Genomic DNA, 18,770 nt, shown 5'->3' on the forward strand with positions numbered 1-18,770 from the left:
AGTTCATGAACCTGCTGCCCATCCTGATTGCCGGCCTCGCCGGCAGTGTGCATTGCGCCGGCATGTGCGGCGGCATCGTCAGCGCGTTCAGCGTTGGCGGTCCGTCCGCCGCGCCGGCGCGTGCTCGCGTGATCCCGATTGCGCGCATGGGCACGGGTGGAACTGCCGCCATGACTTGGGCCGGCGCCAATGCAGGCGCGCTTGGCCACGTGCTGGCCTATAACAGCGGGCGCATTGGCAGCTATATGCTGGCTGGTGCAATTGCAGGCGGCATCGCCGGCAGCATCGCCAGCCTGGCACAAATGGCATCCGCGCAGTTGATCGCCTACTGGATGGCCAACCTGATGCTGGTCGCCATGGGCCTCTACCTGATGGACGCCTGGCGCGGCCTGGCCCGCGTGGAGGCCGTGGGCGGCATCCTGTGGCGCCGCGTGCAACCGATGGTCAAGCCCCTGGTTCCGATGGATACGCCGTTGAAGGCGCTGGCGCTCGGCGGCCTGTGGGGCTGGGTGCCTTGCGGCATGGTGTACAGCATGCTGCTGACAGCCATGCTGACAGGCTCCGCGCTGGATGGCGCCCTGGTGATGGGCGCCTTCGGCCTGGGCACGCTGCCGATGCTGCTGGCGATGGGCATGGCTGGTTCGAAGCTGCGCCAGTACCTGCAAAAACGCTCAGTGCGAGTGGCCTGCGGCCTGCTGGTACTGGGCTTCGGCGTGCTGGGCCTGGCCCGCGCAGCCAGCGGCGGCCAGCACGCATTGTTCGATGTGCTTTGCCTGACGGTGCAGCCATGATGATGAATGAAATTGCGGCCTGCTTCCATTGCGGCCAGCCGGTCGCCGCAAGTGCCAACTGGCATGTGAACATCGAAGGCGTCGAGCGCGCAATGTGTTGCCCTGGCTGCGCGGCTGTTGCGCAGACCATTGTCGATATCGGCCAGGCCAGCTACTACCGCGAACGCAATGGCTTTGCCGCGCCGGGCGAGGCGGGCGTCGCAGCGGCGCTGGTGCCAGCCGCGCTCGCGCTGCCGGAAGACGATCCGAACATCATCGACGATGGCGATGCGCGCGAAACGACCTTGCTGGTGGAAGGCATCCGCTGTGCCGCCTGCGTGTGGCTGATCGAGCATCGGCTGCGCCAGGTCGAAGGCGTGGAAATGGCCAACCTGAACGTCGCCACGGAAAAGCTGTTCCTTCGCTGGCACAAGGATAAAACTACCGCCGCGGCGCTGCTGGAGGCGGTGCGCAGCATTGGCTACAACGCCTGGCCTTACGATACCAGCCGCCACGACGCGCAGCTGCAGAAAGCCAGCCGCACGCTGGGCCGCCAGCTCTTCGTTGCCGGCCTGTCGATGATGCAGGTGATGATGTACGTGGCGCCGGAATACATGGCCGGTGACGACGGCACGCTGGATGCCGGCATGGCTAGCCTGATGCGCTGGGCCAGCCTGCTCCTGACGCTGCCCGCCATTGCCTACTCTGCCCAGCCTTTCCTGAAAGGCGCCTGGGCCAGCCTGAAGGCGCGCGTGCTGGGCATGGACGTGCCGGTGGCATTAGGCATCATGGCCGCCTTCATCGGTAGTGCCGTATCGACTTTCCGCGGCCACGGCGAGGTGTATTACGACTCGGTCACCATGTTCATTTTCCTGCTGCTGGCCAGCCGCTACCTGGAAATGGTGGCGCGCCGCAAGGCAGCCAGCGCCTTGTCGCGCCTGCGCCATGGCGTACCGGAGATGGCGCAGCGCCTGGCTGCCTGGCCGGACCTGCGCGATGCCACCACCGTGCCCGCCAGCGCACTTGCCGCCGGCGACCATATCATTGTCAAAGGCGGCGAATCCGTGGCAGCCGATTGCGTTGTCGTTGAAGGCAGCACGGCCGTCGATCTGTCGCTGCTGACCGGCGAGAGCGCCCCGCAGCGCAAGACTGTCGGCGATACGATTCCCGGCGGCGCGGTCAACGCAGGCAGCCCGGTCGTACTGCGCGTCGAGAAGCCGGCGCGCGAAAGCACCCTGGCCGGCCTGCTCAAGCTGATCGAGCGCGCCGGCAGCGCCAAGCCGCAAATCGCGCAATGGGCGGACCGTACCGCCTCTTGGTCTGTCGCTGCGCTGCTGCTGTTCGCGGCGGCCAGCTTTGGCTTCTGGACCTGGCATGACGCAGTGCGCGCCTGGCCGGTGGCGATTGCCGTACTGGTGGTGTCCTGCCCATGCGCCTTGTCGCTGGCGACTCCCTCGGCGCTGGCAGCAGCGACAGACCGCCTGTTGGGCAAAGGCGCCCTGGTCGTGCAGCCGCATGTCCTCGAGACTTTGCACCGCACCACACATATCGTATTCGACAAGACCGGCACGCTGACGGAAGGCTGCCCAACCGTGCAAAACATCGACGCGATCGATGGCGCGCGGATCATCGGCATCCTGCGCGTGGCAGCGGCACTCGAAACTGGCAGCGCGCACCCGATTGCACGGGCCATCAGCGCCGCCGCTGAAGCGCATGGCGCTGGCGCGGCTGGCGCCACCGGCCTGCACGAACTGGCGGGGCAGGGCATGGAAGGCATGGTCAATGGTGTTCGCTATCGCCTCGGCACTGCGGCATATGTAGCCGGCATCGCTGGCAGCCCGGTACCGCGATCGGGCCTGGCCGGAACGGCTGGCGCTGCGGGCGCCACGGACAGCTCGCCGATGACCACCGTGTGGCTGGGCATGCAGGGCCGTTGGCTGGGACGTTTCCGCATTTCCGACGCACTTCGGGCGGATGCGCGGCGGACGGTTGAATTCTTCCAGCGGCTCGGCAAGGAGGTCGTGCTGCTAAGCGGCGACCAGCAGTCACTGGCGGAGAGCGTGGCAGGACAGTTGGGCATCACGGAGGCGATCGGCGACTGCCTGCCGGACGAAAAGCTGGCATACGTCCAGGCGCTGCAAGCGCGCGGCGGCGTGGTAGCGATGGTTGGCGACGGCATCAACGACGCCGCCGTGCTGAGCGCGGCCGATGTCTCTTTCGCAATGGGCAGCGGGGCAACGTTGGCACAAGTACATGCCGACTGCGTACTGCTCGACGCCCGCCTGCCGCTGCTGACGGAAACCGCCCGCAGCGCGGACAAGACCATGCGCGTGATTCGCCAGAACCTGGCCTGGGCCACGCTATACAACATTGTTGCCATTCCGGCAGCGGCCTTCGGTGTGCTGAACCCCTGGCTGTCCGGCGTTGGCATGGCGGCCAGCTCCGCCATCGTCGTTCTCAATGCGCTTCGTTTGCGCAGAGGTTAAAAAAATGGAATCACTTTACCTGCTCATCCCCATCAGCGTCGGCCTGGTTTTCGGCGCGCTGTGGTTGTTTTTCAAGGCCTCGGATGACGGCCAATTCGACGATCTGGTAGGCCCGGCCATCCGCGTTTTGCAGGACAACGACCGGATTTGATCCACGTCATGTTTTTTTGAAGTGCTCCTCGGTAACCTTTGACATATCTCATCAAAGTGTCTGCCTGGAGAATTCAAAGTGGATCAATCACTGGACTACAACTACAAGGTCGTGAAGCAATTCGCGATCGCCACCATACTGTGGGGCGTTGTGGGCATGCTGGTCGGCGTCATCATCGCCGCCCAACTTGCCTGGCCCGCCCTGAACCTGGACATTCCTTGGCTGACCTACGGTCGCCTGCGTCCCCTGCACACCAATGCAGTGATTTTCGCCTTCGGCATCAGCGGCCTGTTCGCCACGTCGTACTACGTGGTGCAGCGCACTTGCCAGGTCCGTTTGTTCTCCGACAAGCTGGCAGCTTTCACTTTCTGGGGCTGGCAAGCGGTGATCCTGGCCGCCGTGGTCACCCTGCCAATGGGTTTCACCCGCGGCAAGGAATACGCTGAGCTGGAATGGCCAATCTCGATCCTGATCGCCCTGGTGTGGGTCAGCTACGCGGTGGTCTTCTTCGGCACCATCGTCAAGCGCAAGGTCAAGCACATCTACGTGGCCAACTGGTTCTTCGGCGGCTATATCCTGGCGGTGACCCTGCTGCACGTGGTGAACTCGATGTCGATGCCGGCCTCGCTGTTCAAGTCCTATTCCATGTACACCGGCGTGCAGGACGCGATGATCCAGTGGTGGTACGGCCACAATGCGGTGGGCTTCATCCTGACCGCCGGCTACCTGGGCATGGTGTACTACTTCATCCCGAAACAGGCCGAGCGTCCCGTGTACTCCTACAAGCTGTCGATCGTGCACTTCTGGGCGCTGATCTTCACCTACATGTGGGCCGGTCCGCACCACCTGCACTACACCGCGCTGCCTGACTGGGCGCAATCGCTGGGCATGGTGTTCTCCCTGATCCTGCTGGCGCCAAGCTGGGGCGGCATGATCAACGGCATGATGACCCTCTCCGGCGCATGGCACAAGCTGCGCACCGACCCGATCCTGAAGCTGATGATCGTGTCCCTGTCCTTCTACGGCATGGCCACCTTCGAAGGCCCGATGATGTCGATCAAGACCGTCAACGCACTGTCGCACTACACCGACTGGGGCATCGCCCACGTTCACGGCGGCGCACTGGGCTGGGTGGGCTTCATCACCATGGGCTCGATCTACTACCTGATCCCACGCATGGCCGGCCAGACCAGGATGTACAGCACCAAGCTGATCGACCTGCACTTCTGGGTCGCCACCATCGGCGTCGTCCTGTACATCGCCGCGATGTGGATTGCCGGCGTGATGCAGGGCCTGATGTGGCGCGCAGTCAACGCCGACGGCACCCTGACCTACACCTTCGTGGAAAGCGTCAAGGCCACCTATCCGTACTACGTGGTGCGCTTCCTGGGCGGACTGCTGTACCTGGCCGGCATGTGCATCATGGCCTACAACGCCTGGATGACCCTGAAGGGCCGCGAAACGACGCGTGCACGCATCCCTGAATTGAGCATGGCCGCCTGAGTGGCAACTGATCGGAGTAGAAGATGAAATTTTCCCATGAATGGATTGAGAAGAACCCCTGGCTGCTGATCGCTCTGGTTACGCTGGTGGTATCGGTGGGCGGCGCGGTGGAGATCATCCCGCTGTTCTTCCAGAAGTCGACCACGGAGCCGGTGGCGGGCCTGAAGCCTTATTCCGCGCTGCGCCTGACCGGCCGCGACATCTATGTGCGTGAAGGCTGCTACGTCTGCCACTCGCAGATGGTGCGCCCGTTCCGCGCCGAGACCGAGCGTTACGGCCACTACTCGGTGGCGGGCGAGTTTGTGTATGACCGCCCGTTCCAGTGGGGCTCCAAGCGCACCGGCCCAGACCTAGCACGCGTTGGCGGCCGCTACTCCGACGAGTGGCACCGCACCCACCTGAACAACCCGCGTGACGTGGTGCCGGAATCGAACATGCCGAACTATCCGTGGCTGGCGCAGAACAAGCTGAAGCCGGAAGACGTGGTGCCGAAGATGCGCGCACTGAAGCGCATGGGCGATCCGTACACGGAAGAAGAAATCGCCGCCGCACCGGCCGAACTGGCCAACAAGACGGAAGAGGATGCACTGGTGGCTTACCTGCAAGGCCTGGGCACCCTGATCAAGACGAGGAACTGAAATGGAAAACTTTTTTGGCAATGCGAGCAATGTGATGACGGTGATTTCCTTCCTCACTTTCCTCGGCATCGTATGGTGGGCCCAGCGCGGTAACTGGGAAGAAGCAGCCAAGCTGCCTTTCGCAGACGAGGAGAAGGACCATGGCTGATTTCACCAGCGAATTCTGGAACCTGTACGTCGTCGTCCTGACCGTCATCGGCATCGTCGGCTGCGGCGTGCTGCTGTGGTCCCAGTCGTCCGTCAAAGGTTCAGCCCTGAAGTCGGTGGACGGCAAAGTCGGCACCACCGGCCATATCTGGGACGAAGACCTGACCGAACTGAATACGCCCATGCCGCGCTGGTGGATGTGGCTGTTCTACCTGACCATCGCCTTCGCCATCGGCTATCTGTGGCTGTATCCGGGCCTGGGCAGCTATAAGGGCTCGCTGGGCTGGACTTCCGCCAAGGAGCACAAGGAAGAACTGGCCAAGGCAGAGAAGGAGTACGGCCCGCTGTTCGACAAGTACAAGGGCCAGGACCTGAAAGCAGTAGCGGCAGATCCGCAGGCGCACGCCATCGGCGAACGCCTGTTCCTGACCTACTGCGCACAATGCCACGGTTCCGATGCACGCGGCAACAAGGGCTTCCCGAACCTGGCAGACAAGGACTGGCTGCATGGCGGCGATCCCGACACCATCAAGCTGACCATCATGAAGGGCCGCCACGGCGTGATGCCTCCGATGGGCGCCGCAGTGGGGTCGGAAAAGGATATCGAAAACGTTGCGCAGTATGTCCTGAGCCTGTCGGACAGCACGCACGACCCGATCAAGTCCGTCATGGGCAAGTCGAAGTTCAGCGCCTGCATGGCCTGCCACAGTGCGGGCGGCAAGGGAAACCCGATGCTGGGTGCGCCTAATCTGAGCGACAAGACCTGGCTGTACGGCGGCAGTGCCGAAACCATCATGGAAACCATCCGCAAGGGCCGCAACAACACCATGCCTGCCTTCGAGGACTTCCTCGGCGAAGGCAAAGTGCATGTGCTGGCAGCCTACGTTTGGGGCCTGTCGAACCCTCCAGTCACCGCTTCTCGGTAAGAAATGAACGCCCCCGCACCACAAGTCATCAAGATGTACGCCAAGCGCGAGGATATCTTCCCGCGCGAGGTGAAAGGCCATTACCAGAACCTGCGCTGGATCTGCCTGATCCTGACGCAACTGGTCTTCTACGGAGCGCCCTGGCTGCAATGGAATGGCCGGCAGGCCATCCTGTTCGACCTGATGTCGCGCAAGTTCTACATCTTTGGCCTGGTCTTGTGGCCGCAGGACTTCATCTACCTGGCGGCCATGCTGATCGCCTGTGCCTGGGGCCTGTTCCTGGTCACGGCGGTTGCCGGCCGCGTGTGGTGCGGCTTCTCCTGTCCGCAAACGGTCTACACGGAGATGTTCCTGTGGATCGAGCGTAAGTTCGAAGGATCGCGCAGCGCCCAGATGCGCCTGGCGAAAGAGCCGATGTCGTTCAACAAAGCCTGGCGAAAGGGCGGCAAGCATCTCGCGTGGCTGCTGCTGGCCTTGTGGACCGGCTTTACCTTCGTCAGCTATTTCTCGCCGCTGCACAACCTCGCCAAGGAAGCGCAGACGTTCAACTTCGGCCCATGGGAAACCTTCTGGGTGCTGTTCTACAGCCTTGCCACTTACGGCAATGCCGGCTGGCTGCGCGAGCAGGTGTGCAAGTACATGTGCCCTTACGCCCGCTTCCAGAGCGCGATGTTCGACCGCGACACGCTGATCATCACCTACGACGAAAAGCGCGGCGAACCGCGCGGCCCGAAATCGGAAGGCTCCTGCATCGACTGCTCGCTGTGCGTCCAGGTCTGCCCGACCGGCATTGATATCCGTAAAGGCCTGCAGTACGAGTGCATCGGCTGCGCCGCCTGCATCGATGCCTGCGATATCGTGATGGACAAGATCCAGCAGCCGCGCGGCCTGATTCGCTACAGCACCGATCGCGCAATGCAGCTCGGCCTGAGTGCGAAAGAGATCCGCAAGCGCATCATGCGCCCGCGCGTCTTGCTCTATACCGGCGGCCTGCTGCTGTTCATCATCGCCGTATTCACCACCCTGGCCTTGCGCACGCCGCTGAAGATGGACGTGATCCGCGACCGCGGTTCGATGGGCCGCGAAGTGGAAAACGGCATGATCGAAAACGTGTATCGCCTCCAGATCATGAACACCGGCGAACAAGGCCATACCTACCGTATCCGTGCCAGCGGCATCGATACGCTGCAGGTTGCGGTACCGGATACCGTGGAACTGGGCCCGACCGAAACCCGCGCGGTGCCGATCCGCCTGCGCGTTGATCACGGCAAGGGCGAGACTGGATCCAACAAGATTGCGATTGAGCTGACGGCGCTGGATGATCCATCGCTGGCCGTCAAGGAAAAAGCGGTATTCATCGTGCCGCGCTAAGGAGATTGAAATGAATGCTACCGTCGCCCCCGCCGACGCCGCCCCTTGGTATACCCATCGCTGGCCATGGCTGCTGATGCTCGGCCCGGCCGTTGTGGCAGTGGCAGGCATCGCCACCAGCTACGTCGCTTTCACCAGCCAGGATGCGCTGGTGGTGGGCGACTACTACAAACAGGGTAAGGCGATCAACCAGGACTTGCGGCGCGACCGCGCGGCCGCCGCCCTCGGCCTGTCGATCGGCCTGCGCTACGACGCAGCGGAAGGCCTGCTGCACGGCCATGTCGGCAGCAGCAAGCCGCTCGCGGACGAAATACTGTCCGTGCGCCTGCAACACGCCACCCAGCCGAATCGCGACATGGTGCTGATGGCCCGCCCCGATGCCGCCGGCAACTTCAGCGTAGCGCTGCCGATGCTGGAGCGCTCGCGCTGGCAAGTGCTCGTCGAGGGCAAGCAGCGCGACTGGCGCCTGGAAGGCGTCTGGCAATGGCCTGTAGAACGCGAAGTGGCGATCCGCGCCGACGCTGGCACTACGCCCGGCACGGCACGCTAGCCGACCAGGTATTCGCGCGCCAGCGCACGCGCCCGATGCAGGCGGCTCTTGGTAGCCGCCGTCGTCAGGCCGAGTTCCTGCGCAATCTCCGCAATGCTCAATTCTTCAAAGTCGCGCAGCAGCACAATCTGCAGGTAGTCGCGCGGCAGCGATTCCAGCGCCTGCACCAGTTCCGTCCGCAAGCCTGCATCATCCTGCGATGCCAGCCATTGCTCGGCGCGCTCCTCGTCATACGGGTCGTAGTTGAAGGCGCGCCGCCCAAGCCGCCGGCACTCGCGCTGCACGACCTTGAACAGCCAGCCGGAAAACGCCGCCAGCACCTTCAGCGAAGACAGGCGGCGCGACATCACCAGCAGCACCTCCTGCACCGCATCATCCACGTCGCTGATCAGGCAATTGCGCTGCGCATAACGACGGATGTCGGGCTGGCACACCGCCAGCAGCTTGGCCAGGGCCTGCGGATCGCCGCTGTGGGCCGCCTGCAGCACCGGCTGGTGCTGTTCAAGAAGTGCCATTACCGATTCGCCTTATCCAGTTTGCGGCCCACCATGGCGCAGGCAGGGCAGAAGCCAAACAGCCCTGACAGCACGATCCCCGCCGCCGACAGCGCCACGACCGCGCCCCACAGCCCGCCGAGGGCCAGGACGGCCCACGCCACCACTGCCAGGCCAACGATCACGCGCAGGGCGCGTTCCCAGGTTGGGACATTTTTAACATAGAACATTTTGCACTCCTTTTCGCAGTTGGAGGGAAATTCCTCACCTGCTAAGAGGGGTCGATTCCGGATTTGGATTCGCGGTTACAAAAATAAATTACACTAGCCAGCAGCCCCCTCGCCCAAAGGACGTCGATGAAGCCTCTCGGGATCAATGTGAAGGTCGCACTTGCCACCAGCATCACGTCCATCGTGATGATTGCCGTGGTGACCGTATTGCAGGCACAACGCCTGCGCGAGGACTTCACCAAGGTACTGTTTGCGCAGCAGGATGCCCTGATCACCCGCACCGCCGAAGACCTGGACGACAAGCTGACTACCCTGCTGGACGTCATCGCCCAGTCGGCACGCAAGCAGCCGCGCAGCCTGATGAACGACCCCGCCGGCTTGCGCAACTGGTACGAGGAGCGCGCCATGCTGTCGATGTTCGACGACGTCATCGTGATCGATGCCGCCGGCAGCGTAGTGGCAGATGTTCCCCATATCACCGGACGGGAGAAGGTCTCGGTCGCAGACCGCGAATACTTCAAGAAAGTGCTGGAGACCCGCAAGCCGCTGATTGCGGGACCGATCAAGAGCCGCGTCAGCGGCCAGCCCATCGTACAGATGGTGGCGCCCATCCTGGACGAGCGCGGCAAGGTGGCCGGCGTACTGGCCGGCGTGCTGCGGCTGTACAAGGACAATATGCTGGGCCACCTGCGCACCGCCAAGGTAGGCAAGACCGGCTACTACTTCGCCGTGACGCTCGGCGAGCCGTCAATCTACGTGGTGCATCCCGAAGCCAGCCGCATCCTTCAGCCGCGGGCCCCGAATGCCAACCCGGCTACGACGCGCGCGATGAACGGGGAGTTCGAGGGCACCGTCTTCAGCACCAGTGCCGCCGGGGTGCCCGGCGTAAGCAGCTACCGGCGGCTGAAATCCACCGACTGGCTGCTTGCCTCCATCCTGCCGGTGAATGAAGCCTTTGAGCCTTTCGAAGGCGTTCTGTTACATATGCTGGCATGGGGCGTAGCGGCGTCAGTGGTCGCCGCGCTGCTGATCGGCTGGATCACGCTCTACCTGCTGGCGCCAGTGGCGAAATTGCGGAATGCGATCCAGGACCTGCGTGCCGCGCCCGGCGCGTTCACCCCAATTCCCGTCACCCGCAAAGATGAAGTTGGCGAACTGACGGAAGCATTCAACAGCCTGATGCAGGAGCGCCAGGCAGCCGAAGCCCACTCGCAGGCCCTGATGGCGGAAGCCGGCCTGCGCGCGGAGGAGCTGGAGCAGGAGCGCGACCGTGCCGAGGCGGCCAATCGCGCCAAGAGCGACTTCGTGGCGAATATGAGCCATGAGATCCGCACGCCGATGAACGCCGTGCTAGGGATGGTGTATTTACTCGGGAATACCTCGCTCAGCGCACAACAGCGCAAATACCTGAACATGATCCGCACTTCCGGCCAGTCCTTGCTGGGCATCCTGAACGACGTGCTGGACTTTTCCAAGATCGAAGCGCGCCGCATGGAACTGGCGCCGATCGACTTTGACCTGGACGAGGCGATGGCGACCCTGGCCACCACCATGACCATGAACGCCGGAGACAAGGAGCTGGAACTGGCCATCGTGGTGGCGCCGGACGTGCCAACCCTGCTGCATGGCGATGCGCTGCGGCTGCAGCAGATCCTGACCAACCTGGCCAGCAACGCCATCAAGTTCACCGAGCAGGGGGAAGTGGTGGTTTCGGTGAAAACGGCGGTACGGGTGGCCGACCGCGCACTGCTTTGCTTCGAAGTCCGCGACACCGGCATCGGCATGACGGAACAGCAGACTGCCCAGTTGTTCCATGCCTTCTCGCAGGGCGACGAGAGCATCACGCGCCGCTTTGGCGGCACCGGCCTGGGCCTGGCCATCACGCGCCGCCTGGTGGAGCTGATGGGTGGCCAGGTGCAGCTTCAAACCGCGCCCGGCGATGGCAGCACCTTCTCCTTCGAACTCTGGTTCAGCGTGCTGCCGGAACGCGCCGCAGCGCGACGCCTGCCGACGATCGGGCCGCTGAACGTGCTGGTAGCGGACGATAACAGCACCAGCCGCACCATGATCGCCCAACTGTTGCGCGCCTGGGGTTGGGATGCGGACGAAGTCGATAGTGGCGAGGCAGCCCTGCAGCGCTTCCAGGAACGGCTGTCCGGGCCCCACCCTTATGACGTGGTGCTGACCGACTGGCACATGCCAGGTTCGGATGGCTATGCCTCGGCACGCGAAATCAGGCGGGCAGCCGAGGGCCACCGCCAGCCTATCGTGGTCACCATCAATGCTTTCGCGCGCGCGCAGGTCGACGATATCGCCAGCACCCCGGAAGCGGATGCGGTACTGGTCAAGCCGATCACGGCATCGAGCCTGTTCGACGCCCTGCACCAGGCGCTGGCGGCATCCAGCGGAGCCGAAGATGCTTCTGCGTCGGCTTCCGCACTGGGCAACCGGCTGCGCGGCGCGCATTTCCTCCTGGTGGAGGACAACCTGCTGAACCAGGCCGTTGCACGCGGCATCCTGGAACTTGCCGGCGCAACGCTCGACGTGGCGGGCGACGGCCAGCAGGCGGTCGATATCCTGCGGGCCAGCGCCAGCCGCTATGACATCGTGCTAATGGATATGCAGATGCCGGTGCTGGATGGCTTCAGCGCCACGCGCATGATCCGCGACGAGCTGAAACTTGACCTGCCGGTGATAGCCATGACCGCAGGCGTGCTGGCTTCCGAACGCCATCGCTGCACCGAGGCCGGCATCACCGATTTCATCGCCAAGCCGGTGGTGATCGAGGAGATGATGGCGGTGATAGAGCGCTACCTGCGCAAGCCTGCGGGAAGCGCGTCCGCTGCCAACGATGCCGGCACGGCGCCCTCGGAGCAGGCGCCGTCCGAGCAGGTATTCAGCATGGACAGCCTGATGCGCGTGATGGGCAAGGACCAGAAGGGCCGGGCGGTCATGTTCAAGATGGTGCGCGGCGCGCTCGAAGGCGGCCTGCAGCCCATGGACGATGCGGATGCAGCAGTGCGCGCGGGCCGGCCCGGCGAAGCGGCGCGCATCCTGCATAGCTTGCGCGGCGCGGTCGGCGTGCTGGGGGCAAAACGGCTGGTGAAGGCCACGCTGGACGCCGAATCGGCAATCCGGGTCGGCAATCCGGACAACCTGCCGGGCATGCTGGCTGCCGTGCGCTACGAACTGGAGCAGGTGCTGGCGCACGGGCGCCGCTGGCTGGAGCAAGAAGACCGCTAGCTGTCGCGCCGGTTCAGGTAGGCCCCGGCAGCCAGGCCTGCCCCGAAGGCCAGGTACACCATCAGCAGCGACGTATGCGACAGGCGCTCCTCGAATCCCGGCCGCAGCCGGTGCGGCGTCAGCTGGTAATCGGTGAAGCAGGCGACAGCGCTTGCCGCCGCCGCCACGGTGGCGGTGGTTGCCGCCTCCTTCTTGTCGAGCGTCTTGCAGCAGGACTTTTCGAATAGCGCGGCCCAGAACATCGACGCCCCGTGGTGGATCAGGTATCCGACCAGCGTGTGCTTGAGCGTAGGCTTGTCGACGCGCGTCGCCTTGTCACCCCAGAGCCAATGGCTAACCGCATTTACTCCTGCAAACATGCTGCCGGCTTCGCGTTTGCCGCAAGCGGCCAGCACCAGCGTCGAGGCAAGGCTGGCCAGTGCGCCGGGCAATACGCTGTGCTTGAGCGCCGTGCTCCAAGTGTCCATGGCGATTCTCCCTTTTCGTGTAATGTCCGAGGACGGGAGGAGGAGCCGATGCGGGTGCTGCTGACCGGCGCTACAGGGTTTATCGGGTCGCGTGTTGCGGCGGCCTTGCTGGCGCGCGGTCATGAGGTCATTGCTGCCGGGCGGCATCCCAGCCGCGACGACCGCATGGGCTTTGTTCCTGCCGACTTCGTCCACGATACCGAAAAAGCTGTGTGGGCGGCGCGCCTCAAGGGCGTGGATGCGGTGGTCAACGCGGTCGGTATTTTTCGTCCGCAAGGCGCAGCTTCTTTTGCGGTTGTGCATGATGCGGCGCCGCGCGCACTGTTCGCCGCCTGCGCGGAGGTGGGCGTACGTTATGTGGTGCAGGTGTCGGCGCTTGGTGCGGATGCCGGCGCGCGTTCAGCTTTTCACGCGAGCAAGAAGGCGGCCGACGATGCACTGGCTGCGTCGCAGCTGGACGGCTGCATCGTGCAGCCCTCGCTGGTCTATGGTGCGGAGGGCGCCAGCGCGCGCATGTTTCGCATGCTGGCCAGCATGCCGCTCGCGGTCCGGCTGGGCAGTGCGCCGCAGCTGGTACAGCCGGTCCATATCGACGATGTCGTAGCCGCTATCGTTATCCTGGTCGAGCGGGGAGCCGCCGAGCGTCCTGCGACGGGCGCCGGCGTGGCGCGCCTGGCGCTGGTTGGCCCGGAGGCGCTGCCATTCGTGGATTACTTGCGCGCGTTGAGGGAAGCGATGGGCCTGGGCCGGTGGCGTTTGCCGGTGCTGCGGTTGCCGGATTGGCTCGCACGCAGCCTGTCGCGCGTTGCGGGCATCCTTCCAGGGAGCCCACTCGACCGCGAGGCGCTGGAGATGCTGGCGCGCGGGAATACCGCTGACGCGGCCCCCCTGGCTGCACTGCTGGGCCGCCAGCCGCGTGCGGTGCGCGACTTTATTGCCCAGCCGGAGGCTACACGCAGCCAGGCGCAACTCGACTGGCTGCTGCCCGTTCTGCGTGTGAGCATCGCCGCTGTGTGGATCTGGACTGCCATCGTATCGGCCGGCCTGTATCCGGTCGCCGACAGTTACACGCTGCTGGTTCGCACCGGCGTGCCGCAAATGCTGGCGCCGCTGATGCTGTACGGCGCATCCGCGCTCGACCTTGCCTTTGGCGTGGCAACGCTGGCTTGGCCACGCCGCAGCCGACGCTGGTTATGGCTTGCGCAGATCGCCCTGATCGCCTTCTACAGCATCGTCATCGCCTGGCGCCTGCCCGAATTCCTGCTCCACCCCTATGGCCCAATCAGCAAGAACCTGCCCATGCTGGCCACGCTGTGGATGCTCTACGAAATGGAGAAACCGTCATGGAATACCTGATCGTCAAATGGCTGCACGTCCTCTCTTCAACGCTGCTGTTCGGCACAGGCATCGGCTCCGCGTGGTACCTGCTGTTCGCGGTGATCAGCAAAAATGTGCAGGCAATTGCCGTCGTCACCCGCATTCTGGTGATTGCCGACTGGCTGTTCACCGGCGTTACGATGATCGCCCAGCCGGCGACCGGCTTTTACCTGATCCATCTCGCCGGCTTTCCCATACACACGCCCTGGATCAAATGGTCCGTCGTGCTGTTCGTGATCGCCTTGCTGTGCTGGCTGCCTGTCGTCTGGCTGCAAATGAAGATGCGCGATGTCGCGGCGGAAGCGATGCAGCAGGCGGCGCCGCTGCCTGCCCAGTTCTGGCGCTACTTCCGCGCCTGGGTCGTGCTTGGCATTCCGGCTTTCTTCGCCTTCATCGCCGTGTTCTACTTGATGGTCGTGAAGCCGGCCTGGGGATAGATGGCCTGGCCGCGCTCCAGCATGGCGACGAATTCGCCAATCCGTTTGGCCCGTGTTTCCGCGCGCTTGGCCTGGTGGGTGCGGAACAGGATCGAATAGCGGTTCTGCGAGCTAAGCTTCGAGAAGTTCGCACGCGCCTTGGCGCTGGCATCCAGCGCTGCCTGCAAATCGGCCGGCACTTCCGCCGCGCTCCATGAGTCATATGCTGCTTCCCAGCGGCCGTCCTGCTTGGCGCGCTCGACTTCCGCCAGCCCGGCAGGCTGCATCAGCCCCTTTTCGGCCAGTGCGGCGACCTTGTCGCGGTTCACCTTGGACCAGATGCTGCGCTTGGCGCGCGGCGTGAACTTTTGCAGCCAGTATTGCTCGTCGATGCTCTTCTTCTGACCGTCGATCCAGCCGAAACACAGGGCCGCGTCCAGCGCTTCCGGGTACTGGACCGACGTTTCCGGCGCCTCTTTCTTGGCGATCTTCATCCACACGCCGGGCGAGGAGGAATGCTGCTTTTGCAGCCACGTCCACCATGCTTTTCCTGTGGCAAACAGGCGCTGCTCCAGTTCGACTTTAGTGCTCATAGTTTGACCTTTCGTGCGACTTCGACAAAAGCCTTGGCGGCCGGCGAGGCCTGCGCCAGGTTGCGCAGCGCCAGCCCGACTCGGCGCCGCACTGGGGGCGAGAAGGGGCGCACCGCGATGTTCGGATGGGTGGCAGCCAGGTCGATCGGCAGCGCCAATTCTGCCATGCCTGACACGCCATCGCCGCGCCCCACCATGCCCAGCACGGTCAGCACCTGCGACATGCGGTAACGGACTTGCGGGCACAGGCCCTGTGCGGCAAACAGCGGCTCGATCAGGGTCGAACAGCCGGCGTCCGGCATGATGAAAGGCTCGTTCGCCAGGTCGTGCGCGCTGACGGACTTCTTGGCCGCCAGGCGGTGGCCTGCCGGCAGCAGCGCCACCATCTGGTCCTCCACCAGGTCGACGGTGTCGAAACGGTCGTCAGGCTGCTGGATAAAGCCGATGTCGACGCGGCGGTCGAGAATCCATTGCAGGGTGTCGTCGTCCGTGCCTTCGTCGATGCGCACTTCAATGCCGGGATAGCGCTTCTGGAAGACGTCGAGAATGGCCGGGATCAGCTTGAGCGAAGAGGTCGGGCCGAAGGAGCCGATGCGCAGCAACCCCTTATTCAGGCCGCTGGCTGCCGACACTTCCTGCCGCATCGATTCCGCCAGGCCGAGGATCTCTCGGGCGCGCACCAGCAGGCGCTGGCCCAGTTCCGTCACGTCGGCCGTGGCGCCTTGCCGTTCGATGAGCTGGGCGCCCAGCTCCTGCTCCAGCGACTTGATGGCATGTGAGATAGCGGACTGGCTCACGCCAAGCCGCATGGCGGCGGCGGTGAAGCCGCGCAATTCCGCCACGAGGGCGAAGATTTCCAGTTGGGTGAAAGTCATGAGGATTTACTCATTTTTCTATGAGTCAGGATTAGTATTAATGTATAACCTCCTTCACTGACACGCAAGGCCCACTGCCATGATCTACCTGAAACTGATCGCCTGCACCCTGATATGGGGCGGCACCTTCATCGCCGGCCATATTGTCTCGAATGCACTGCCGCCGCTGACGGCAGCCTCCATCCGCTTCTCGATTGCCGCCGCGCTGCTGCTGGTGCTGGCCTGGAAGCGGGAAGGCGGCCTGCCGAAACTCTCGATGCAGCAACTGGGGGCGACCGCCGCCTTGGGCCTGACCGGTATCTTCCTGTACAACTTCTGCTTCTTCTCTGCGCTGGGCAAGATGGAAGCCAGCCGCTCGGCGCTCTTTATCGCGATGAATCCGATCGTGACCGCGCTGGCCGCTGCCGCCGTGCTGCGCGAACGCCTGAACTGGCAGAAATGGGCGGGAATCGGCATTGCCTTTGTCGGCGCCACAGTACTGATCACGCGCGGCGAGCCGATGGCGGCCTTGCATGACATCAGCCAGTCGATCGGCGTTGGTGAATTGATGATGCTGGGCGCAGCCTCCTGCTGGGCAGCCTACACGCTGGTCGGCCGCGCCGCACTGAAAGGCCTGTCGCCGATCGCCGCCACCACGTATGCCTCGCTGTGGGGCCTGGGCTTCCTGCTGATCACCGCCTCGCGTGAGTTGCCGAACGTGGCTTGGGCATCGCTGGGCTGGCAGGTGTGGGCGTCGGTTACCTACCTTGGCGCTTTCGGCACCGTGGTGGCTTTCGTGTGGTGGTATGAGGGCGTGAAGGCCCTTGGCCCGGCACGCACGGCGGTGTTCAACAACCTGGTGCCGGTATTCGGTGTATCGCTCGCGGCGTTGATGCTGGGCGAGCAGGTGATGGCTTCGATGATTGCCGGCGGCCTGCTGGTGGCCACCGGCGTGACAATCACAAATCGATAATCAAGCGCTGATCAGGCGTAGCGCAGCACGTCACCCAGGGGACGGCGCGGCTTTTGCGGCCAGTTGCCCTGGGCGGCGTGGCCGACGGCGACCAGCATGACCGGCACTTCATTGGCATCCAGGCCGAAGGCGGCATGCACGGCCCGGGCATCGAAGCCGGTCATGGCGCAGCTTGAGAGGCCCATGCCTTCGGCGGCCAGGATCATGGTCATCGCAGCCAGTGAGGCTGAACGAAGGGCCTCATCACGCTGGGCGCGTTCGTCGCCGTCCATCGAACCCTGCGCCATGCGGGTCCAGCTGTCGACAACGGGTTGGATAAGTATGCCTTTATCCACAGCCGGTTTCAGCGCCGCCGCCACCTGGTCCTGCACCTTCAGGGTACCGCTGATGATGAAGGTGACCGGCGCATCCACGACTTTCTGCTGGCCGAAGGACAGTTCGCGCAGCTTTTCCCGCGCTTCCTGCGAGCGCACGGCGATGAACTGCCAGTTCTGCACGTTGTAGGCGGAAGGCGCCAGCGTTGCCAAGCGCGCCAGCTCCGCTACCTGCTCGTCGCTGACCGGCGCCGCCGGATCGAAATAGTTGGCCGAGACGCGGGATTCGATCAAGTCCTTGATTGGGTTAGACATTATTTAGCCTCCTGCAGCTTAAGTTGCAGAGTGAGTACGCTGCCCAGCACCACGGCCAGGCCAATCATTGCGGTGCCGCCAAGCTTCTGGCCGAGCAGGATCCAGCCGAGAACGACGGCGGTTGCAGGGCTCAGCAGGCCAAGCGAGGACACGGCAACCGGCGACAGCTTGCTCAGGCCACGGAACCACAGCAGGTAAGCCACCAGGGCGCCGACGAAAGTCAGGTAGGCATAACCGAGGATCTCGCTGGCAGCCAGCGAGGCAGGCAGCGGCGGATCGGCCAGCAGCGCCAGCGGCGTGAGCATCAGGCCACCGAGCAAGAGCTGCCAACCGGCCAGTTCAACCACCGGCAAGCCGGTTTTCCAACGGCGCGCCAGCCAGGTGCCGACAGCCATGCTCAGGGCGCCGGCCAGGGTTGCTGCAACGCCGAGGGCATCCCAGCGGGCGGACGGCGACAACAGGAGGGCGGCCATGCCGGCCACGCCCACCGCAGCCGCGCCGAGTGCGGCCCATTGCGGGCGGCGTCCATCCCATCCCCAGGCCAAGCCCATGATGACGATTGGCTGGATCGCGCCCAGCACGGCTGCCAGGCCGCCCGGCAGGCGATAGGCGGCTACGAACAATAGAGCCTGGAAGGCGCCGATGTTCAGCGCCGCCAGCACGGCGACGCGCCACCAGAGATGGCGGGCCAGCATGCGGCCGGCGAACAGCACCAACAGCAGGCCGGCCGGCAGGGCGCGCACGGCGGCGGCGGTGAAGGGACGCCCGGCGGGCAAGATTTCGGTGGCAACGATATAGGTCGAACCCCAGATGACGGGGGCCAGCGCGGTGATCGCGGTATCGGCTAAGGGGAATTTTTTCATGGCAGCAAAAGTATCTTGAAATCGAGATAAATCGAAGTATAGCAAATTTATCTTGAAGTCGAGATAAATTGTTATAATCGTCCCGATAG

The 18,770-nt window shown here is 64.0% G+C and carries 20 protein-coding genes; 13 read left to right on the forward strand and 7 right to left on the reverse strand.

Features of this window, described 5'->3' with window-relative positions; all coding sequences use genetic code 11:
- The first annotated feature begins 5 nt into the window (after positions 1–5).
- The 9 genes from ACN9MU_RS01480 (at position 6) to ACN9MU_RS01520 (ending at position 8,542) form a co-directional block, all read left to right on the forward strand.
- Positions 6–791: a sulfite exporter TauE/SafE family protein gene (locus ACN9MU_RS01480; RefSeq protein ID WP_426336744.1), complete on the forward strand. Its 786-nt coding sequence runs from the start codon at positions 6–8 to the stop codon at positions 789–791.
- Positions 788–3,256 (forward strand): heavy metal translocating P-type ATPase, encoded by a 2,469-nt coding sequence (locus ACN9MU_RS01485; protein ID WP_426166815.1) that lies wholly within the window; start codon positions 788–790, stop codon positions 3,254–3,256. The genes ACN9MU_RS01480 and ACN9MU_RS01485 overlap by 4 nt, the downstream gene beginning before the upstream one ends.
- 4 nt (positions 3,257–3,260) lie before the next feature.
- Entirely contained in the window at positions 3,261–3,407 is a 147-nt protein-coding gene (gene ccoS / locus ACN9MU_RS01490; RefSeq protein WP_426166817.1) for a cbb3-type cytochrome oxidase assembly protein CcoS, read from the forward strand.
- Between the two features lie 78 nt (positions 3,408–3,485).
- Entirely contained in the window at positions 3,486–4,910 is a 1,425-nt protein-coding gene (ccoN, locus tag ACN9MU_RS01495; RefSeq protein WP_426166819.1) for a cytochrome-c oxidase, cbb3-type subunit I, read from the forward strand.
- Between the two features lie 23 nt (positions 4,911–4,933).
- The gene (gene ccoO / locus ACN9MU_RS01500) at positions 4,934–5,548 is read left to right on the forward strand and encodes a cytochrome-c oxidase, cbb3-type subunit II (protein ID WP_426166821.1); all 615 of its coding nucleotides are present in this window, start codon (positions 4,934–4,936) and stop codon (positions 5,546–5,548) included.
- A gap of 1 nt (position 5,549) precedes the next feature.
- Positions 5,550–5,696 (forward strand): cbb3-type cytochrome oxidase subunit 3, encoded by a 147-nt coding sequence (locus ACN9MU_RS01505; protein WP_426166823.1) that lies wholly within the window; start codon positions 5,550–5,552, stop codon positions 5,694–5,696.
- Entirely contained in the window at positions 5,689–6,621 is a 933-nt protein-coding gene (gene ccoP, locus ACN9MU_RS01510; RefSeq protein ID WP_426320049.1) for a cytochrome-c oxidase, cbb3-type subunit III, read from the forward strand. Before ACN9MU_RS01505 ends, ccoP begins: the two co-directional genes overlap by 8 nt.
- A 3-nt stretch (positions 6,622–6,624) precedes the next feature.
- A complete protein-coding gene (gene ccoG / locus ACN9MU_RS01515) occupies positions 6,625–7,992 on the forward strand; it encodes a cytochrome c oxidase accessory protein CcoG (RefSeq protein ID WP_426166827.1) in 1,368 nt (455 codons plus the stop codon).
- A 10-nt stretch (positions 7,993–8,002) separates the two neighbouring features.
- On the forward strand, positions 8,003–8,542 hold the full coding sequence (locus ACN9MU_RS01520; protein WP_426166829.1) for a FixH family protein: 540 nt from the start codon (positions 8,003–8,005) through the stop codon (positions 8,540–8,542).
- On the opposite strand, the gene ACN9MU_RS01525 is transcribed toward ACN9MU_RS01520, so the two are convergent.
- Together ACN9MU_RS01525 and ACN9MU_RS01530 are read right to left on the reverse strand one after the other, a co-directional pair.
- Positions 8,539–9,057: an RNA polymerase sigma factor gene (locus ACN9MU_RS01525; RefSeq protein WP_426320053.1), complete on the reverse strand. Its 519-nt coding sequence runs from the start codon at positions 9,055–9,057 to the stop codon at positions 8,539–8,541. The genes ACN9MU_RS01520 and ACN9MU_RS01525 overlap by 4 nt on opposite strands.
- Positions 9,057–9,266: a YgaP family membrane protein gene (locus ACN9MU_RS01530; RefSeq protein WP_426166833.1), complete on the reverse strand. Its 210-nt coding sequence runs from the start codon at positions 9,264–9,266 to the stop codon at positions 9,057–9,059. The genes ACN9MU_RS01525 and ACN9MU_RS01530 overlap by 1 nt, the downstream gene beginning before the upstream one ends.
- 126 nt (positions 9,267–9,392) lie before the next feature.
- Here ACN9MU_RS01530 and ACN9MU_RS01535 point away from each other — a divergent pair, with 126 nt between their 5' ends.
- Complete coding sequence (locus tag ACN9MU_RS01535) at positions 9,393–12,509, forward strand: response regulator (RefSeq protein WP_426344020.1); 3,117 nt, start codon at positions 9,393–9,395, stop codon at positions 12,507–12,509.
- Here the strand turns inward: ACN9MU_RS01535 and ACN9MU_RS01540 are convergent.
- The gene (locus ACN9MU_RS01540) at positions 12,506–12,976 is read right to left on the reverse strand and encodes a hypothetical protein (RefSeq protein ID WP_426344021.1); all 471 of its coding nucleotides are present in this window, start codon (positions 12,974–12,976) and stop codon (positions 12,506–12,508) included. The two genes, ACN9MU_RS01535 and ACN9MU_RS01540, sit on opposite strands and share 4 nt — an antisense overlap.
- A 48-nt stretch (positions 12,977–13,024) precedes the next feature.
- Here ACN9MU_RS01540 and ACN9MU_RS01545 point away from each other — a divergent pair, with 48 nt between their 5' ends.
- Both ACN9MU_RS01545 and ACN9MU_RS01550 read left to right on the forward strand, forming a co-directional pair.
- A complete protein-coding gene (locus ACN9MU_RS01545) occupies positions 13,025–14,332 on the forward strand; it encodes an SDR family oxidoreductase (protein ID WP_426320059.1) in 1,308 nt (435 codons plus the stop codon).
- A complete protein-coding gene (locus ACN9MU_RS01550; RefSeq protein ID WP_426320061.1) occupies positions 14,320–14,790 on the forward strand; it encodes a DUF2269 family protein in 471 nt (156 codons plus the stop codon). Before ACN9MU_RS01545 ends, ACN9MU_RS01550 begins: the two co-directional genes overlap by 13 nt.
- On the opposite strand, the gene ACN9MU_RS01555 is transcribed toward ACN9MU_RS01550, so the two are convergent.
- A complete protein-coding gene (locus tag ACN9MU_RS01555) occupies positions 14,757–15,362 on the reverse strand; it encodes a YdeI/OmpD-associated family protein (protein WP_426320063.1) in 606 nt (201 codons plus the stop codon). The two genes, ACN9MU_RS01550 and ACN9MU_RS01555, sit on opposite strands and share 34 nt — an antisense overlap.
- A complete protein-coding gene (locus ACN9MU_RS01560) occupies positions 15,359–16,237 on the reverse strand; it encodes a LysR family transcriptional regulator (protein ID WP_426320065.1) in 879 nt (292 codons plus the stop codon). The genes ACN9MU_RS01555 and ACN9MU_RS01560 overlap by 4 nt, the downstream gene beginning before the upstream one ends.
- Before the next feature lie 79 nt (positions 16,238–16,316).
- Here ACN9MU_RS01560 and ACN9MU_RS01565 point away from each other — a divergent pair, with 79 nt between their 5' ends.
- The gene (locus ACN9MU_RS01565) at positions 16,317–17,189 is read left to right on the forward strand and encodes a DMT family transporter (protein ID WP_426166847.1); all 873 of its coding nucleotides are present in this window, start codon (positions 16,317–16,319) and stop codon (positions 17,187–17,189) included.
- An 11-nt stretch (positions 17,190–17,200) separates the two neighbouring features.
- Here the strand turns inward: ACN9MU_RS01565 and ACN9MU_RS01570 are convergent, their stop codons facing one another.
- Positions 17,201–17,818 (reverse strand): nitroreductase family protein, encoded by a 618-nt coding sequence (locus tag ACN9MU_RS01570; RefSeq protein WP_426344022.1) that lies wholly within the window; start codon positions 17,816–17,818, stop codon positions 17,201–17,203.
- Complete coding sequence (locus ACN9MU_RS01575; protein ID WP_426344023.1) at positions 17,818–18,681, reverse strand: EamA family transporter; 864 nt, start codon at positions 18,679–18,681, stop codon at positions 17,818–17,820. The genes ACN9MU_RS01570 and ACN9MU_RS01575 overlap by 1 nt, the downstream gene beginning before the upstream one ends.
- Between the last annotated feature and the right edge of the window lie 89 nt (positions 18,682–18,770).

The organism is Pseudoduganella sp. R-32 (assembly GCF_049913245.1).
In the GTDB taxonomy this organism is placed as follows: domain Bacteria; phylum Pseudomonadota; class Gammaproteobacteria; order Burkholderiales; family Burkholderiaceae_D; genus Rugamonas.

Excerpts from the sequence above, each read along its gene's own strand:
- ACN9MU_RS01480 (WP_426336744.1), top strand. The coding sequence starts at position 6 with ATGAACCTGCTGCCCATCCTGATTGCCGGCCTCGCCGGCAGTGTGCAT.
- ACN9MU_RS01485 (WP_426166815.1), top strand. The coding sequence starts at position 788 with ATGATGATGAATGAAATTGCGGCCTGCTTCCATTGCGGCCAGCCGGTC.
- ccoS (WP_426166817.1), top strand. The coding sequence starts at position 3,261 with ATGGAATCACTTTACCTGCTCATCCCCATCAGCGTCGGCCTGGTTTTC.
- ccoO (WP_426166821.1), top strand. The coding sequence starts at position 4,934 with ATGAAATTTTCCCATGAATGGATTGAGAAGAACCCCTGGCTGCTGATC.
- ACN9MU_RS01505 (WP_426166823.1), top strand. The coding sequence starts at position 5,550 with ATGGAAAACTTTTTTGGCAATGCGAGCAATGTGATGACGGTGATTTCC.
- ccoP (WP_426320049.1), top strand. The coding sequence starts at position 5,689 with ATGGCTGATTTCACCAGCGAATTCTGGAACCTGTACGTCGTCGTCCTG.
- ccoG (WP_426166827.1), top strand. The coding sequence starts at position 6,625 with ATGAACGCCCCCGCACCACAAGTCATCAAGATGTACGCCAAGCGCGAG.
- ACN9MU_RS01520 (WP_426166829.1), top strand. The coding sequence starts at position 8,003 with ATGAATGCTACCGTCGCCCCCGCCGACGCCGCCCCTTGGTATACCCAT.
- ACN9MU_RS01525 (WP_426320053.1), bottom strand. The coding sequence starts at position 9,057 with ATGGCACTTCTTGAACAGCACCAGCCGGTGCTGCAGGCGGCCCACAGC.
- ACN9MU_RS01530 (WP_426166833.1), bottom strand. The coding sequence starts at position 9,266 with ATGTTCTATGTTAAAAATGTCCCAACCTGGGAACGCGCCCTGCGCGTG.
- ACN9MU_RS01535 (WP_426344020.1), top strand. The coding sequence starts at position 9,393 with ATGAAGCCTCTCGGGATCAATGTGAAGGTCGCACTTGCCACCAGCATC.
- ACN9MU_RS01540 (WP_426344021.1), bottom strand. The coding sequence starts at position 12,976 with ATGGACACTTGGAGCACGGCGCTCAAGCACAGCGTATTGCCCGGCGCA.
- ACN9MU_RS01545 (WP_426320059.1), top strand. The coding sequence starts at position 13,025 with ATGCGGGTGCTGCTGACCGGCGCTACAGGGTTTATCGGGTCGCGTGTT.
- ACN9MU_RS01550 (WP_426320061.1), top strand. The coding sequence starts at position 14,320 with ATGGAATACCTGATCGTCAAATGGCTGCACGTCCTCTCTTCAACGCTG.
- ACN9MU_RS01555 (WP_426320063.1), bottom strand. The coding sequence starts at position 15,362 with ATGAGCACTAAAGTCGAACTGGAGCAGCGCCTGTTTGCCACAGGAAAA.
- ACN9MU_RS01560 (WP_426320065.1), bottom strand. The coding sequence starts at position 16,237 with ATGACTTTCACCCAACTGGAAATCTTCGCCCTCGTGGCGGAATTGCGC.
- ACN9MU_RS01565 (WP_426166847.1), top strand. The coding sequence starts at position 16,317 with ATGATCTACCTGAAACTGATCGCCTGCACCCTGATATGGGGCGGCACC.
- ACN9MU_RS01570 (WP_426344022.1), bottom strand. The coding sequence starts at position 17,818 with ATGTCTAACCCAATCAAGGACTTGATCGAATCCCGCGTCTCGGCCAAC.
- ACN9MU_RS01575 (WP_426344023.1), bottom strand. The coding sequence starts at position 18,681 with ATGAAAAAATTCCCCTTAGCCGATACCGCGATCACCGCGCTGGCCCCC.